18 protein-coding genes and 2 pseudogenes are annotated in these 14,466 nt (G+C 71.3%); 11 read left to right on the forward strand and 9 right to left on the reverse strand.

What is annotated here, in order from left to right:
• Positions 1-60 precede the first annotated feature (60 nt).
• Positions 61-656 (reverse strand): annotated as a pseudogene (locus AQJ46_RS18915) (maleylpyruvate isomerase family mycothiol-dependent enzyme).
• 42 nt (positions 657-698) lie between these two features.
• On the opposite strand from AQJ46_RS18915, the gene AQJ46_RS18920 reads away from it, so the two are divergent.
• Together AQJ46_RS18920 and AQJ46_RS18925 are read left to right on the forward strand one after the other, a co-directional pair.
• Positions 699-1,343, forward strand: coding sequence for an HD domain-containing protein (locus AQJ46_RS18920; RefSeq protein ID WP_059206697.1), 645 nt, complete (start codon positions 699-701; stop codon positions 1,341-1,343).
• 26 nt (positions 1,344-1,369) lie between these two features.
• The gene (locus AQJ46_RS18925; RefSeq protein ID WP_059206698.1) at positions 1,370-2,473 is read left to right on the forward strand and encodes a GNAT family N-acetyltransferase; all 1,104 of its coding nucleotides are present in this window, start codon (positions 1,370-1,372) and stop codon (positions 2,471-2,473) included.
• On the opposite strand, the gene AQJ46_RS18930 is transcribed toward AQJ46_RS18925, so the two are convergent.
• Together AQJ46_RS18930 and AQJ46_RS18935 are read right to left on the reverse strand one after the other, a co-directional pair.
• Positions 2,470-2,730 (reverse strand): DUF4031 domain-containing protein, encoded by a 261-nt coding sequence (locus AQJ46_RS18930; RefSeq protein ID WP_059206699.1) that lies wholly within the window; start codon positions 2,728-2,730, stop codon positions 2,470-2,472. The genes AQJ46_RS18925 and AQJ46_RS18930 overlap by 4 nt on opposite strands.
• A complete protein-coding gene (locus AQJ46_RS18935; protein WP_059206872.1) occupies positions 2,727-3,110 on the reverse strand; it encodes a hypothetical protein in 384 nt (127 codons plus the stop codon). The genes AQJ46_RS18930 and AQJ46_RS18935 overlap by 4 nt, the downstream gene beginning before the upstream one ends.
• Before the next feature lie 55 nt (positions 3,111-3,165).
• Here AQJ46_RS18935 and AQJ46_RS18940 point away from each other — a divergent pair, with 55 nt between their 5' ends.
• Both AQJ46_RS18940 and murQ read left to right on the forward strand, forming a co-directional pair.
• Positions 3,166-4,053, forward strand: a complete 888-nt coding sequence (locus tag AQJ46_RS18940; protein ID WP_057608597.1) for a MurR/RpiR family transcriptional regulator — start codon at positions 3,166-3,168, stop codon at positions 4,051-4,053.
• A 34-nt stretch (positions 4,054-4,087) separates the two neighbouring features.
• Positions 4,088-5,023 (forward strand): N-acetylmuramic acid 6-phosphate etherase, encoded by a 936-nt coding sequence (gene murQ, locus AQJ46_RS18945; RefSeq protein ID WP_059206700.1) that lies wholly within the window; start codon positions 4,088-4,090, stop codon positions 5,021-5,023.
• Positions 5,024-5,028: 5 nt separating this feature from the next.
• Here the strand turns inward: murQ and AQJ46_RS18950 are convergent, their stop codons facing one another.
• The 3 genes from AQJ46_RS18950 to AQJ46_RS56235 are packed head-to-tail and all read right to left on the reverse strand — an operon-like array spanning position 5,029 to position 6,786.
• A complete protein-coding gene (locus AQJ46_RS18950) occupies positions 5,029-5,667 on the reverse strand; it encodes a dihydrofolate reductase family protein (RefSeq protein ID WP_059206873.1) in 639 nt (212 codons plus the stop codon).
• A 30-nt stretch (positions 5,668-5,697) separates the two neighbouring features.
• The gene (locus AQJ46_RS18955; protein ID WP_059206701.1) at positions 5,698-6,384 is read right to left on the reverse strand and encodes a class I SAM-dependent methyltransferase; all 687 of its coding nucleotides are present in this window, start codon (positions 6,382-6,384) and stop codon (positions 5,698-5,700) included.
• Positions 6,385-6,393: 9 nt separating this feature from the next.
• Entirely contained in the window at positions 6,394-6,786 is a 393-nt protein-coding gene (locus AQJ46_RS56235) for a hypothetical protein (RefSeq protein ID WP_208616948.1), read from the reverse strand.
• Positions 6,787-6,902: 116 nt separating this feature from the next.
• On the opposite strand from AQJ46_RS56235, the gene AQJ46_RS18965 reads away from it, so the two are divergent.
• The 7 genes from AQJ46_RS18965 (at position 6,903) to AQJ46_RS18995 (ending at position 10,756) form a co-directional block, all read left to right on the forward strand.
• Entirely contained in the window at positions 6,903-7,742 is an 840-nt protein-coding gene (locus tag AQJ46_RS18965) for a helix-turn-helix domain-containing protein (protein ID WP_059206703.1), read from the forward strand.
• A complete protein-coding gene (locus AQJ46_RS18970) occupies positions 7,726-7,920 on the forward strand; it encodes a DUF397 domain-containing protein (RefSeq protein ID WP_059206704.1) in 195 nt (64 codons plus the stop codon). Before AQJ46_RS18965 ends, AQJ46_RS18970 begins: the two co-directional genes overlap by 17 nt.
• 25 nt (positions 7,921-7,945) lie before the next feature.
• Complete coding sequence (locus AQJ46_RS18975; RefSeq protein ID WP_059206705.1) at positions 7,946-8,479, forward strand: DinB family protein; 534 nt, start codon at positions 7,946-7,948, stop codon at positions 8,477-8,479.
• 271 nt (positions 8,480-8,750) lie between these two features.
• Positions 8,751-9,563, forward strand: coding sequence for a hypothetical protein (locus AQJ46_RS18980; protein WP_059206706.1), 813 nt, complete (start codon positions 8,751-8,753; stop codon positions 9,561-9,563).
• 68 nt (positions 9,564-9,631) lie between these two features.
• Positions 9,632-9,907, forward strand: a complete 276-nt coding sequence (locus AQJ46_RS18985) for a type II toxin-antitoxin system Phd/YefM family antitoxin (protein WP_059206707.1) — start codon at positions 9,632-9,634, stop codon at positions 9,905-9,907.
• A complete protein-coding gene (locus tag AQJ46_RS18990; RefSeq protein WP_059206708.1) occupies positions 9,904-10,155 on the forward strand; it encodes a type II toxin-antitoxin system RelE family toxin in 252 nt (83 codons plus the stop codon). The genes AQJ46_RS18985 and AQJ46_RS18990 overlap by 4 nt, the downstream gene beginning before the upstream one ends.
• A 31-nt stretch (positions 10,156-10,186) precedes the next feature.
• A complete protein-coding gene (locus AQJ46_RS18995; RefSeq protein ID WP_059206709.1) occupies positions 10,187-10,756 on the forward strand; it encodes a hypothetical protein in 570 nt (189 codons plus the stop codon).
• 12 nt (positions 10,757-10,768) lie between these two features.
• Here the strand turns inward: AQJ46_RS18995 and AQJ46_RS19000 are convergent.
• The 3 genes and pseudogenes from AQJ46_RS19000 to AQJ46_RS19010 form a co-directional block, all read right to left on the reverse strand.
• Positions 10,769-12,295: pseudogene (locus tag AQJ46_RS19000) on the reverse strand (carboxylesterase/lipase family protein).
• Positions 12,296-12,329: 34 nt separating this feature from the next.
• Positions 12,330-13,247, reverse strand: coding sequence for a metallophosphoesterase family protein (locus AQJ46_RS19005; RefSeq protein ID WP_059206710.1), 918 nt, complete (start codon positions 13,245-13,247; stop codon positions 12,330-12,332).
• 81 nt (positions 13,248-13,328) lie between these two features.
• The gene (locus AQJ46_RS19010; protein ID WP_059206711.1) at positions 13,329-14,450 is read right to left on the reverse strand and encodes an NADH:flavin oxidoreductase; all 1,122 of its coding nucleotides are present in this window, start codon (positions 14,448-14,450) and stop codon (positions 13,329-13,331) included.
• Between the last annotated feature and the right edge of the window lie 16 nt (positions 14,451-14,466).

Raw genomic sequence — 14,466 nt, forward strand, 5'->3', positions numbered from 1 at the left:
GATACAGGTCTAGTCCAATTCCAGAATACGCCGCTCCGGGGCCCCGCTCACCAGCGCATCTCAGCCGAAGATGTTCAACTCCTCCGTCTCCGCCCCCGCGAGCTCGTACGCCCGCCCCTCCACCGGACGCCCCGAGTACAGCCGTACGAGGGTCGCCGCGTCCCCGATGTACCGCGCCGGAGTGCGGTCACCGGCCACATCGCCCAGGCGGACCGGTTCGTCCAGGTCGTCGACGTCGGCGTGGAGGGGGAGGTGGCCGCGTTCCCGGGTCGTACGGGCCAGCAGGGCCAGCGCGTCCGGGAGGCCGGGACCCGCGTATGCCCCCGGCTCCCCGAGGACGTCCCGTACGTCCCCGGCGTGCACCCTCCCCCACTGCCTTAAAGGCGTGGGGGACCCCCACCCCGAGCCCGATTCTGTCCAGCACCCCGCCCGCCGCGGCGATCACCGGGCCCGCCTCCGTCATCCCGCGCTCCAGCTCGTCCACGACCTACCAGCACGTCCCGCACGCTCCACCCCGGACACGCCCGCGTCGGCAGCGCGAAATCGGCGTCCGGACGGGAGCGCAGGAGGGGGATCAGGGCGTCGCGCTCGCCGGCCAGGAGGCGGCCGGGGAGGTCGGGATCACGTACGGCGTCGGTGGCCATGTCCGTAGTCATGGGGGTCAAACTGCCAGGGCCGCCGCGCGGGACAATGAGGCCATGGCCGATCTCGACGACCTCCGCGACCGTTTCGCCCATGCCCTGGAGAGGGCCCGTCCCAGAGGCGAAGGATCCGACCCGGCGCCGTACGCCGACAACCTGCTCACCCGCTGGCAGGAGCCGCAGCGCCGCTACCACACCGTCCACCACCTGACGGCGGTCCTCGACCACATCGACGTGCTGGAGGAGTACGCGGACGACCCGCATCTGGTGCGCCTCGCGGCCTGGTTCCACGACGCCGTCTACCTCCCGGACCGCTCGGAGAACGAGGAACGCTCCGCCCGACTGGCCGAACGCGCCCTCCCCGAGGCCGGACTCACCCAGGAAGGCACGGCCGAGGTCGCCCGCCTCGTCCGCCTCACCACCACCCACGCCCCCGCCGACGACGACCGCAACGGCCAGGTCCTCTGCGACGCCGACCTCGCGATCCTCGCCGCCCCGCCCTCCGCCTACGCCGCCTACACGGCCGCCGTACGCGAGGAGTACGGCTTCGTCCCGACCGACGCCTTCCGTGAGGGCCGGTCCGCAATCCTGCGCCAACTGCTGGACCTGCCCCGCCTGTTCAGGACGCCGTACGGAGCACGGGAATGGGAGGCCACAGCCCGTTACAACCTCACCTCGGAGCTGGAAATGCTGTCGCTCTGAGGCGCCCGGCGCCTTACCCTGCCCGCATGGCAGACACGGGCGGGGAACGGGTGACGGAGGCCGTCGCGGACGCGGTGGCGGTGCTGCGGGCGGCGGTGGACCAGGACTGGACGGCCGTGAAGCCGCCCGGGATGGAGTGGAACGTCCACGAGACGGCCTTCCACATCTGCGGCTGCCTGATCGCGTACGCCGCGAACCTGGCCGGAGGCGCCCAGGACGCCTACGTCCCCTTCGACATCACGCTCGACGAGGGCACCGACAACACGGGCCTGCTGCATGTCCTGGAGACAGGCGGCGCCCTGCTCACCGCGGCGGTCCGCACCGCGCCCCGCGAGGCCCGTGCTTTCCACCCGTACCCCTTCCGCAGCGCGAACCGCGCGGGCTTCGCCGCGATGGGCGTCACCGAGGTGCTGCTGCACACGTACGACATCGCGCAGGGCCTGGACCTCGACTACGAGCCCCCCGCCCACCTCCCCGAGTACGTCCTCACCCGGATCTTCCCCGAGGTCCAGCCGGGCCCCGACCCCTGGCGCACCCTCCTGTGGGCCACCGGTCGCGGCGACCTGCCCGGCCGCGCCCCGCGCACGGAATGGCGCTGGAGCAACAACCTCGTCCTGCCCACCGAACGCCTCACCCTCCAGGGCGTCACCCCCGCGTCCGCCGCCGAACTGGCCGCGGGCGGCGACGGGGACTTCGACTGGGTCGAGGACGGCCCCTTCGAGGGCACCCGCGAGGCCGCGGGCATGACCATCAAGGCCTACGAAGCCGGCGTCCACCGCCCGGAGTTCGGCCTCTTCGCCCTCGTACGACGGGAGGACGGCCGCGCGATCGGCGGCATGGGCTTCCACGGCGCCCCCGACGACGACGGCCGCGCGGAGGTCGGCTACGACCTCGCCGAGAGCGCCCGCGGCCAGGGCTACGCCACGGAGGCCCTGCGCGCCCTCAGCGACTGGGCCCTGGCCCGCGACGACGTGCGCAGCCTCTGCGCCACCATCGAGCCCGACAACGCCGCCTCGCAGCGGGTGATCGCCCGGGCCGGGTACGTCCGGGCGACGGTGGAGGAGGAGCAGGCGTACGAGGAGGCGGAACCGGGCCTTCAGCTGTACGTCCTGCCCGGCCGGGCCGGTTAACGGCCTTTGGGCCGCCGCAGTCCCGCCCCCGTGAGCAGCCGCACCACCTCGCGGCTGCTGACCTCCACCGCGCCGGCCGCCACGACGTCCGCGTACCGGTGCGACGGTATGTCGTAGTGGTCGCGTTCGAAGGCGCGCCTCGGGACGCCCAGCTCATCGGCGAAGGCGTGCAGTTCGTCGAAGGAGGCGTCGCTGATCAGGTGGGACCACATGCGGCCGTGCCCCGGCCAGGTGGGTGGGTCGATGTAGACGGTCACGAGGACGAGGTCCCGCCCGCCGTGGTCCCGAGCGAGCCGACCGCCGCGACCTTCACACCCGCCTTGTGGCACACCCAGTGCGGGTCGGGGCCGAGCTCCGGCTCGACGTCCAGGGCGTGCGGGTCTCCGGAGCCGCACACCGGGCACAGGGGCCAGCGGCCGTAGCGCTCGAGAAGGGCGTCCTGGACGTCCTGGGCGACCAGGCCCGCCACGAACTCGGCGCCCTCGGGCCACTGCTCCACCCACCAGCGCCGCTGTACGACGGAGTCCTCCACCAACGACACCACGTCGGCCGCGGCGACCTCGTTGGCGGCCAGGTCGGCGAGTACGAGGGCGCGTGCCGTGTGCAGGCTCTGTTCCAGTGGACCGATCGACTCCATGGTGCCATTGTGCGCGCTCTTGACCACGGGCCCGGGCCGAAAATATCTTTCACATGTGCCCCAGGAAGTGAAGGAAATTTTCGGCAGCGCTCTCGCCTCGAAGGTGCGCACGCTGGGTCCGTCCATGACCCGCTCGATGCAGCGGGTCGCCGAGGCCGTCGCGAAGGACCCCGCGGGCTGCGCGGCGCTCACCGTCACGGGCCTCGCGGAACTGACCGGGACGAGCGAGGCGACCGTGGTGCGGACGGCGCGGCTGCTGGGGTATCCCGGGTACCGCGACCTGCGGCTCGCCCTCGCCGGGCTGGCTGCCCAGCAGCAGTCCGGGCGGTCGCCCGCGATCACCACGGACATCGCGGTGGACGACTCGCTCGCGGACGTGGTCGCCAAACTCGCCTACGACGAACAGCAGACCCTCGCGGACACGGCGGCCGGGCTGGACACCGTGCAGTTGGGGGCGGCGGTCACCGCGACGGCCTCGGCGCGGCGGATCGACGTGTACGGCGTGGGGGCGTCCGGTCTCGTCGCCCAGGACCTCACGCAGAAGCTGCTGCGCATAGGGCTGATAGCCCAGGCGCACAGCGATCCCCATCTCGCCGTGACGAACGCCGTGCAGTTGCGGTCGGGCGACGTGGCGATCGCGATCACGCACTCCGGGGCGACAGGCGATGTCATCGAGCCGCTGCGCGTCGCCTTCGAACACGGGGCCACGACCGTCGCCATCACCGGGCGGCCGGGCGGGGCGGTGGCGCAGTACGCCGACCATGTGCTGACGACGTCCACGGCCCGGGAGAGTGAGCTGCGGCCGGCCGCGATGTCCTCGCGGACGAGTCAGCTGCTGGTGGTGGACTGTCTGTTCGTGGGGGTGGCGCAGCGGACGTACGAGACGGCGGCGCCGGCGCTGGCCGCGTCCTACGAGGCGCTGGCGCACCGGCATCGTCGATAGTTGATCGGAACGCAACTCTGAAAGAGTCACCGCCATGACGTCCACGTCCCCTTCCCGTGAACTGCGTGCCGCGTTGGAGTCGCTCACCACCGAGGCCTTTCGGCCCGAGCTCGCCGACATCGATCAGTTGCCGACCCTCGACATCGCCCGGCTGATGAACGGCGAGGACGCCTCCGTGGCCGCCGCGGTGTCCCGGCGCTTGCCGCAGATCGCCGCCGCCATCGACGCGATCGCCGACCGGATGGCCCGGGGCGGACGGCTGATCTACGCCGGTGCGGGCACCGCCGGACGCCTCGGCGTGCTGGACGCCTCCGAGTGTCCGCCGACCTTCAACACCGACCCCGCCCAGGTCGTGGGCCTGATCGCGGGCGGCTCCGAGGCCATGGTCACCTCCGTCGAGGGGGCGGAGGACTCGGCGGAACTGGCGCGGGCCGACCTCGACGGGCTCGCGGTGACGGACGTGGACACGGTGGTCGGGGTGTCCGCGTCCGGTCGTACCCCTTACGCCGTGGGCGCGGTGGAACACGCCCGCGCGCAGGGGGCGTTGACGGTCGGCCTGTCCTGCAACGCGGACAGCGCGCTCGCCGCGGCCGCCGACCACGGCATCGAGGTGGTTGTCGGCCCCGAGCTGCTCACCGGCTCGACCCGCCTCAAGGCGGGCACGGCCCAGAAGCTCGTCCTCAACATGCTGTCGACGATCACGATGATCCGCCTCGGCAAGACCTACGGAAACCTGATGGTCGACGTCCGCGCCTCCAACGAGAAGCTGCGGGCCCGCTCCCGCCGTATCGTCGCCCTCGCCACCGGAGCCGACGACGAGGAGGTCGAGCGTGCCCTGGCCGCCACGGACGGCGAGGTGAAGAACGCCATCCTGACCATCCTGGCCGACGTGGACGGCCCCACGGCGGCCCGGCTCCTGGAGGAGTCCGACGGCCACCTGCGCGCGGCACTGGCGGCCACGACCCGCTAGCGAGCTCAGCTGCGGACGAGGATCGCGTGGGTGACGTTCGGTGAGCTGACCATCTCGGACACCCGGTAACCGTCGATCCCGTCGCCCAGGTCGTCGAGCGGCCGCTCCCCGCGTCCGATGAGGAGCGGCGCGATCACCAGGTGGAGTTCGTCGATCAGCCCGGCGCGCAGATACTGCCGGATGACCGCCGCCCCGCCGCCGATCCGGACGTCCTTGCCGCCCGCGGCGTCGAAGGCACGCTGAAGGACCGTCTCCGGCGGCTCGTCGGTGAAGTGGAAGGTGGTTCCGCCGGCCATCTCCAGTGCCGGGCGCAGATGGTGGGTGTGCACGAAGACGTCGTGGTGGTACGGCGGGTTGTCGCCCCACCAGCCCTGCCAGGACTCGTCCTCCCACGGCCCGCGCTGCGGACCGAACATGTTCCGCCCCATGATCGTGGCGCCGATGTTCTGATCACCGCGGACGAAGTAGTCGACATCGATCCCGGACTTCCCCGCGGCCGCGTCCTGCGACGCGGACATGAACCAGCTGTGCAGGTCGTCGCCCCAGCCGACACCGTCACCGAACGGGGCGTTCAGTCGCTGGTTCGGACCGGCCATGAAGCCGTCGAGGGAGATCGTCACGTTGTGTACCCGGACCTTGGGCATGTCCTTCACCTCTCGTGTGGTGTCGTGCTCTCACCCGTGCGTCGTTCCGAGACTGCCTGGATCGACATCCCCGCGCACCTTTTTCCAGACGAGGGTGTAGCGCCAGAAGAGCCGCCGCCTCAGCCGGGCGCCGGGGAGGACGCGGCGGACCTCGCGGGCGAGCTCGGTGTAGGGGACGTCCGCCGGGCGGGTCGGGGCGGTCATCGCGACGGGACGCTGTGGTGCCGTACGTCCCCCGTTCTTGACCAAGCCTGTGACCAGGTTGAGCGGGACGGACGCGAGGCCGAGGAGTGTCTGGACGCGCGTGTCTTCTCGCGTCAGCCCGACGATCACCAGGGTTCCGCCGGGGGCCAGCTGTTGTCGGAAGCGGGTGAGGGTCTCGGTCAGGGGGAGGTGATGGAGAACGGCGACGCAGGTGATGACGTCGTAGGGGGCACCTTCGTCGTACGACAGCCCGTCCGCGACGGAGAAGGTGACGGGGAGGTCGGGATCGGTCAACTCGCGTGCCTTGTCGATGATTCGCTCGTCGCTGTCGATGCCGTGCACGTGTGTCGCGCGGGTCGCCAGCAGCCGCACGAGATCCCCGGCACCGCAGCCGACGTCGAGGGCGCGGTCGAAGCGGCGGGGCAACTGCCGCATGAGCCACGGGTGGAAGTGGGCGTTGTGGGACCAGGGGTGGGCGTCGTTGAAGCGAGCGAGGGCGTCCAGGAGCGGCATGGGTTCATTTCAACAGGGCATGCGGCCCTCGTTGTTGACCTTGCGCACCCTGGCCCGCAGCACGTCGCCCTGCGGGGCGGGCCTGGTGGACCCGGGCTCGCAGTCCCACTCCCGGCCCCCGCCGAGGGGCCTGAGCTGCACTCTTCCCCCCAGGTGCGCCATCACCTCCCCCACGCGTCCGTCCCGCTCGTCGACGACGTACGACCCCACCGGCGGCCTCTCCCCGCGCAGCACGGACGCCAGCCGCTCGGCCGTGCGTACGTTGCAGCGGCCGAGGTCGACCAGGGCGAAGGGTTCGTCGCCGGCGCCGGTGAGGGGGTCGACGGCGAGGGACGGCAGGACGATGCCCACGCCCACCAGGGCCGCTCGCAGGGACTCCAGGACTTCTTGGGTGGACCGCACGCTTTCCTCCATCGGCACGGTGAGTTTGCCGTACGCAACACAGCGTGTCCGGCGCGCCCCTAACCTGGCCATACGGACCAGCCCAACAACCTCACCTGATGGATGGGGAGCCTCACATGCCGGGACCGAAGGACCTCGACCCGTCGTCGTCACCGAGGGCGCTGCTGGGCGCGGAGCTGCGGCACGCGAGAGAGAAGGCCGGGCTGAGCCAGGAGGAGCTGGGGCAACGGCTGTTCGTGAGCGGGTCGTTCGTGGGGCAGCTGGAGGCGGGGACGCGAAGGATGCAGCGGGATGTCGCGCGACAGCTGGACGAGGTGCTGGGGACGGAGGACTTCTTCCTGCGGAACTGTGGGGCGTCGGCGAAGTCGAAGTATCCCGAGCACTTCGCGGAGGCTGCGGAGGCGGAGGCTCGGGCGTCGGCGATCAGTCAGTACGCGCCGCTGCTGATCCCGGGGTTGCTTCAGACACCGGCGTACGCGGAGGCCGTGTTCCGTGCGTACAGGCCGACGGCGCCGGATGCGGAGATCGACGCCCTGGTCGCAGCACGCGTCGAACGCACTCGCGTCCTCGACGATCCAACAACGCCGTTGTTGTGGATGGTGTTGGACGAGGCCGCCCTCAGAAGGTGGATCGGCGGCGGGACCGTCATGGCGGAGGCACTGCGCCATGTGGCGGGCCTCGCGCGAAGGCGCCGGATCATCGTGCAGGTGCTGCCGTTCAGAGCCGGGGCGCACGCAGCCCTGGACGGCCCCTTGAAGCTGATGGAGTTCGACGACGCCCCCGCGCTCTCCTTTGTGGAGGCACCCGATACGGGGAAACTGTCGGACGATCCGGCCACCGTCATCCGACACACGCAGATGTTCAAGCTCCTCCTGGCCGTGTCCCTTTCCCCATCCGATTCGCTGGCCTTGATCGAGTCGGTGGCGCAGGATTACGCCCATGAGGAACACCCCTGAGACCTGGCGCAAGTCCAGCTACAGCGGCGGCCAAGGTGGCGACTGCCTCGAAGTATCCGACGGTCACCCCACCCGCGTCCCCGTCCGCGACTCCAAGACCCCCCACGGCCCGAAGCTCATGCTCCGGCCCGAGGCATGGTCCGCCTTCGTCGAGGCGGTCATAGAGGTCAGGATCTGACCTAGACGGCTCCTAGCGTGGCCCCATGACCGACACCACACACACCATCACCACCGACGAGCGCACCGACCTGCTGGAGGCGCTGGCCCACAGCCGGCGCTTCCTGCGCTTCACGACCCGCGACCTCACCGACGAGCAGGCCGGGCAGCGGACCACCGCCAGCGAGCTGTGCCTGGGTGGCCTGATCAAACACGTCACGTCGGTGGAGCGGCACTGGGCGGACTTCATCCTCAACGGCCCCTCGGCCATGCCCGACTTCACCGCCATGACCGAGGCCGACTTCGCCCGGCGGGCCGACGAGTTCCGGATGCAGCCCGGCGAGACGCTGGCCGCTGTGCTGGCCGACTACGAGGAGACGGCCCGCAGGACCGACGAACTCGTGATGGCCCTGCCCGACCTGAACGCCGCCCACCCGCTGCCCGAGGCGCCCTGGAACGAGCCCGGGGCTCGATGGTCGGCCCGCAGGGTGCTGCTGCACATCGCCGCCGAGACCGCCCAGCACGCGGGCCACGCCGACATCATCCGCGAGTCCCTGGACGGCGCCAAGAGCATGGGCTGAGCGGTCCCGAAGCTCAAGCGTCCAGCTCCGAGCCCTCTTTGCAAGGAATGGGTGGAGGGCCCCAACCTGCCCTCCCACCCCGCTTGTTGACGTGACGCGACCGGTTTGCCACGCACAGTCACGATCGTCTAGCGTGCCCGAATAACGAAACAGCCCCCGCCAGGTGCGCCAAACACCTGCGGGGGCTTGACCTACGAGATCTCAAGGGGATCCCGTGGCTGACGCCAATCTTAGTCCTGCCTCCGTGCCGACGCACGCGTCCCCGCACCCCATGGCGAACCCCGGGTACGGCAAACGCTCCGCCCCGGACCAACGCCCCCGTGCCGCGCACGACTTCGCCCACCTTCCACCCCGCGAAGCAGCCGTCGCCGCGTACGTCGACCGCCTTCCCGACGGCGCCGACATCTCCGTAAAAACACTGGCCAAGCAGCTTCCGTACGGACAGTGCGCCCTCGGTACGGCCCTCAACCGCCTCCAACATGCAGGGCACTTGCGCCGGGGGCGTGAAAAGCTGGCCGCCGACTCGGGCAGTGCCCACTGGATCACCCGATCGTGGTGGTCCCGTACCGCACGCGACGACGACTGGTGGGCCGCCTTCACGCGGGGCGACGTACCGGAAGACACTCCGCCCCCACCCACCCGCTCCCGCGCCCACATCCTCCTCGCCGCCCTCGGCCGCGAAGTCCCCTCGCTGTCCCTCTCCGCCGCCGACTGCGCGGCCCTCGCCCCGCTGGTGACGGAGTGGTTCACCCGAGGGGCCACCGAGGAGGTCGTACGCCACGCCCTGACCAGCGGCCTGCCGATCCCGGTCCACCATCCGGCCGCCCTGCTCCGCCGCCGCCTGACCGACAAACTCCCACCGGAGCCCCCGCCTGCCCGACCACCCCGCCGAATCCTGGAGTGCGCGAAGTGCGGGGTACTGGGGCGTCCGGAGGCCCTGCCGGGGGGTGTGTGCAAGGGCTGCCGGGGCGAACACGGCACCGCACGCCCCACCACACTCCTGCCCGCCCCCGCGATCCACGCCCGCGCGGACGCGATCCGGGCCGCGATGTCCCGGAAACGAGAAGAGAGCATGCGCGCATGACGAACTACCCACCTTCTGCCCTGTCGCTGCGACCAGCGCACACACTCGCAGGTGTGTACAGTTTTTGCATGGACACGTATCCCCTCGTAGAGGCCCGCAACCAGCTCGGTCAACTGGTCGGCCGTGTCCGGCACGGCCAGGAGCAGATCCTGATCACCGAATACGGCAAGCCCGCCGCCGCGCTCATCCCGATAAGCGAGCTCGAAGAGCTTCAGCGGCTGCGGGACGAGTCCGACATCGCTGAAGCGCGCGCTCGGCAGGCAGCGCCGACAGGCCCCTCGATGTCCCACGACGAGTTCATGGCACAGCTGGAGGAAGAGGACCGCCAAGAGGCCGCTTCGTGACCCACACAGTGGTGTGGGAGAACGCCGCCATGAACGAGTTCCGGCGACTCCGCGCCATCGACCCCGTCGGCGCCAAGGCAACGGCCGTGGCAGTACGCGCACTCGCCGACGAGCCCACCCCGGAGGCTGCCCGCCCTCTGGGCACCTCCGGCTTCTACCGCCTGCACGTGGGAACGTGGCGAGTGCTGTACCAGCCGGACGGCGAGACCGTCACCATCCACGTGCTGAAGGTCGGCCGCAGCACCTGACCCGGGCCCCCGCGACAACCGGAGCCATCCCATGAACCACGCCCAGCTCACCGCCCTAGGCCGCGCCCTCCGTCTCCTCGGCGAGCACGGTGAGTCGCTCACCGGTGACACCCCCGATGCCAAGCTGCACGAAGTGAAGGCGGACATCAAGCGGGCCCTGGACCTCCTGGAGGACAGCGTCACCGCCGCCGCCCCCACCACCCGCTGCGCCGAGCACCCCAACGGACCGGTCGACGAGAACGCCCCCGACCTGTGCCTGCTGTGCGAGACCCGGCGCCGGGCGGCCCGCCGTGCCGAGATCAACGGGCCCGGCGCGCGCCCGAGGACCGCCGGCCCCACCCCCTCCAGGTACGGAGTGCGGGAGGACCGGCCCCAGCCCCAGCAGCGCTGGCTCCCGGAGCAGTGGACCGGCCAGGAGTGGCAGCTGTGCGGGACGCCGAGGCGGGACCGGCACGAGGCCGAGCTCTACATCAATGCCCAGCGCCGCGGCCCGCGCGCCGCGATGGCGTACCGGCTCGTGCACGAGTTCACCGACTACGAGGTGCTGCGTGTGTGGGGCACCCCGGTCAAGGTGGACATCGAGCCGCTCGGCAATCTCTAGCGCCCGAGAGACCTACTTCAGCAGCGGGAGCGCCCGGAAGTCGTACGTCTCCCACAGCCGCCGGGACACCTCCTCCGGATACGGCCGCACCTCCGGCTCCGCATCCAGGACCTGGGTCAGCCGGCCGCCCGCCACGTCATACGCCGGCCATCCCGGATCCCCGGTCCGTGCGAACCCCGTCCAGGCCGCCTGGAAGCGCTCGGTCAGCGCCCTCGCCTCGTCCGGCACCCCGCTCCCCGCGAACAGCAGATTCCCGAGGTCGGCCTCGTACGTGCCGAAGAGCAGCGGGATGTCCAGCCCGTGGCACGCTCCGAGTACGCCGCCGATCCCCGGTGCGGGCCAGGCCAGTTCGTAGAGGTGGGCGCGGCCGCCGCCGACGACCTGCGCCTCGGCCAGCCGCAGCGACGGCATGGCGAACAGCCAGTCCGTCTGCACGCGTTCGTAGAGTTCGGTCGGTGTGGCGTCCGGGAAGGCCTCACGGTAGGCGCGCTCGCCGTCCGGGCCCGGCGCGAACGTCCGCAGGGCCGCGGCCGCCTGCTCCTCGGTTATCCGGCCGAGCCGGTCGGCGAGGGCGAGGAAGAGCCGGTACTCGTCCCGGTTGTGCCCGACCAGCAGCTCCACGTCCCGGGCCGCGCCGGCCGCCAGCGCCTCCCAGGGGGTGGTCGGCAGCACCTCGCCGTCGACGACCGGCGAGAAGGGTGTGACGGTCGGCGCCGCCTGCCCCCAACGGTCGTCGTACTCACGCATCCGGAGGCTCAACCTCTCGCCTGCCGAAGGGAGTTCGAGGGGATCCACCGCGGACAGCGCGGCGGCCGTCGGAGCCAGACCCGCCTCCTTGCCGATCTCCACCGCGATGTCCTGCGCGAGTTCGGCGGAGAAGTACGTGCCGGGCACGCTCTGCGCGACGGCCCGCCCGAACAGTCCGCGCGCGCTCGGCATCGCCAGCAGCGAGGCCACCGACCCCGCCCCCGCCGACTCCCCGAACACCGTGACCTGCCCGGGATCGCCGCCGAACGCCGTGATGTTGTCCCGCACCCACTCCAGCGCGGCGACCTGGTCCAGCAGCCCCCGGTTCGCGGGCGCCCCCTCCAGCAGGGCGAACCCCTCGATGCCGACGCGGTAGTTGAGGGTCACGACGACCACGTCACCGGCGCGCGCGAGGTGCCGGGCGTCATAGCCGGGGCTGCCGGCGTGACCCAGCTTGTAGGCACCGCCGTAGATCCACACCATGACCGGGCGGCGGGCCGACGGGTCCGTGCCGGGCGTCTAGACGTTGACCGTCAGCCAGTCGTCGCCGGTGGGTACCGGCAGTTCGGCGGCACGACCCTGGAAGCCCGACTCCTGCGGGGGCGGGGGCCCGAAGTCGTACGCCTCCCGGGTCCCCTCCCAGCCCTCCACGGGCCGCGGCGCCTGGAACCGCGCCTCCCCCACCGGGGGTGCGGCGAACGGGATCCCCCGGAAGACCACCAGTCCGCCCTCGGCCCGCCCGCGCACGGCACCGGCCGCGGTGCGCACTTCGAGATCCTCGGCTGACGTCATCGTCGCTCTCCTCACGGGTAAGGGGCTGGCCGCTTCACTTCAGCCCATTTCCCTTGCGTGAGTCAACCAAGTCGCCGTCAGCGAGCGCCGCCGGTCCGTACTTCTCCAGCACCGCCCGGGTCCGCTCCTCGTCCAGCTGGTACACCGTCTCGTGGGCCCGCGGGTCCCGCGCGTGGAACGTGTGGAACATCGGGCTCGCCGGTCCGCCCAGCTCCACCAGCGAGGCCGAGGCCCCGCGCACCGCCCGCTCGGTGCCGTACGGCGTCGTCAGGTCGATCCGGTTGACCACCCCCGGCGTCACCCACACCGGCACCGCCTCCAGCATCCCGAAGAGCTGGAGATGGAAGTGCCCGGTCAGCAGGACCCGTACGTCACTCCCCCGGATCGCGGACGCCAGCTCGCCAGGGTTCAGCAGCCCGAAGACCGACTGGGTGACGGACAGGCCGAGACCGAGGGGCGGGTGGTGGAAGGCGAGGACGGTGCCGTGCTCGGCAGGGGTGCTCAACACCTCGCGCAACCAGTCCAGTTGGGCCGCGCTGATACGGCCGTACACCTCTCCCGGCACCAGCGAGTCCAGTGTGACGAACCGGTACCCGCCGACCGTGCTCACCGCGGCCCGCTCGGACGCGGCTGTCTCCAACAGCCTCTCGGGATCCGGGTGTCCGCTCCCCAGCACCTTGCCGAAGGCCTCGCGCTCGTCGTGGTTGCCCGTGGTGTAGAAGACGGGGGCGTCCAGCGGCTGGGCGAACGCCCCCATGAGCTCCCGTACCGCCGTATACGCCTCCACGTCCCCCTCGTTGGCGATGTCTCCGGTGACGACGACCGCGTCGACGTCCCGTAGATGCCGCAGCTCAGCGAGCATCAGCCGTAGTGAGTCAGTGGCGTTGACGCCGTTCCTGTTCGGTGCATCGGTGCGCTCCACGTGCGTGTCCGAGAGATGCAGAATCCGCATGTTCCGGCACGGTAGCGGGAGTTGACGACCGCAACCAGCACAACGTCAGCGCGCGGGCCGACCCCACCGACCCGAAACCCGTCAGCTCAACGACTTCAGCGCGGATGCGTCGTACGGCGCGAGCTCGTCGAATCGGCCCGCCAGCACCTTCGCGGCCCACTGCGGGTCCTGAAGCAGCGCCCGCCCGATGGCGACCATGTCGTACTCCTCGCGCTCCAGAGCGTCGAGCAGGTCGTCGATGCCCTTGACCGGGGAGCCCTCGCCCATGAAGCCGCGGATGAAGTCGCCGTCGAGACCGACCGAGCCCACGGTGATGGTGGTCCTGCCGGTGAGCTTCTTGGTCCAGCCGGCGAGGTTGAGGTCGGAGCCGTCGAACTCGGGGAGCCAGTAGCGGCGCGTGGAGGCGTGGAAGGCGTCGACACCGGCCGCGGCGAGCGGCGCGAGGATCGCCTCCAGCTCCTCCGGCGTCTCGGCGAGCCGCGCCTTGTAGGCCTCCTGCTTCCACTGCGAGTAGCGGAAGATGATCGGGAACTCCGGCGACACCGTCTCCCGTACGGCCGCCACGATCTCCGCCGCGAACTTCGTACGGGCGACGGGGTCGCCGCCGTAGGCGTCGGTGCGGCGGTTGGTGCCCGCCCACAGGAACTGGTCGACGAGGTAGCCGTGGGCGCCGTGGATCTCCACACCGTCGAAGCCGATGCGCTCTGCGGCGGCCGCGGCCTCGGCGAACGCGCCGATGACGTCGTCCAGGTCGCGCTGGGTCATGGCCTTGCCGGTGGGCTCGTCGGAGCCGAGGCGGATGCCGGAGGGGCCGACGGCGGGGGCGTCGGCGTAGGGCGGCTGGCCCTGCTCGCGGACCATGCCGATGTGCCACAGCTGCGGGACGATGGTGCCGCCCGCCGCGTGCACCTGCTCGGCGACCTTCGCCCAGCCCGCCAGCTGCTCCGCGCCGTGGAAGCGCGGGACGCTGTCGCTGTTCCCGGCCGACTCGTGGCCGACGTAGGTGCCCTCGGTGACGATCAGACCGACTCCGGCGGCCGCGCGGCGGGAGTAGTACGACGCCACGTCCGCGCCGGGGATGCCGCCCGGGGAGAAGTGCCGGGTCATCGGCGCCATCACGACGCGGTTCGGGACGGTCAGGCCGTTGATGTGGGCCGGGCGGGCGAGGATCTCGGCGGCGCGGGAGGTGGCGGGGGCGGTCACGTGACAGTACTCCTCG

The sequence above is a fragment of the Streptomyces canus genome, from assembly GCF_001514145.1.
In the GTDB taxonomy this organism is placed as follows: domain Bacteria; phylum Actinomycetota; class Actinomycetes; order Streptomycetales; family Streptomycetaceae; genus Streptomyces; species Streptomyces canus.

Coding starts and splice junctions, on each gene's coding strand:
- AQJ46_RS18925 (WP_059206698.1), top strand. CDS start 1,370: ATGGCAGACACGGGCGGGGAACGGGTGACGGAGGCCGTCGCGGACGCG.
- AQJ46_RS18970 (WP_059206704.1), top strand. CDS start 7,726: ATGAGGAACACCCCTGAGACCTGGCGCAAGTCCAGCTACAGCGGCGGC.
- AQJ46_RS18965 (WP_059206703.1), top strand. CDS start 6,903: ATGCCGGGACCGAAGGACCTCGACCCGTCGTCGTCACCGAGGGCGCTG.
- AQJ46_RS18980 (WP_059206706.1), top strand. CDS start 8,751: ATGGCGAACCCCGGGTACGGCAAACGCTCCGCCCCGGACCAACGCCCC.
- murQ (WP_059206700.1), top strand. CDS start 4,088: ATGACGTCCACGTCCCCTTCCCGTGAACTGCGTGCCGCGTTGGAGTCG.
- AQJ46_RS18985 (WP_059206707.1), top strand. CDS start 9,632: ATGGACACGTATCCCCTCGTAGAGGCCCGCAACCAGCTCGGTCAACTG.
- AQJ46_RS18955 (WP_059206701.1), bottom strand. CDS start 6,384: ATGCCGCTCCTGGACGCCCTCGCTCGCTTCAACGACGCCCACCCCTGG.
- AQJ46_RS19005 (WP_059206710.1), bottom strand. CDS start 13,247: ATGCGGATTCTGCATCTCTCGGACACGCACGTGGAGCGCACCGATGCA.
- AQJ46_RS18975 (WP_059206705.1), top strand. CDS start 7,946: ATGACCGACACCACACACACCATCACCACCGACGAGCGCACCGACCTG.
- AQJ46_RS18950 (WP_059206873.1), bottom strand. CDS start 5,667: ATGCCCAAGGTCCGGGTACACAACGTGACGATCTCCCTCGACGGCTTC.
- AQJ46_RS18995 (WP_059206709.1), top strand. CDS start 10,187: ATGAACCACGCCCAGCTCACCGCCCTAGGCCGCGCCCTCCGTCTCCTC.
- AQJ46_RS18920 (WP_059206697.1), top strand. CDS start 699: ATGGCCGATCTCGACGACCTCCGCGACCGTTTCGCCCATGCCCTGGAG.
- AQJ46_RS18935 (WP_059206872.1), bottom strand. CDS start 3,110: ATGGAGTCGATCGGTCCACTGGAACAGAGCCTGCACACGGCACGCGCC.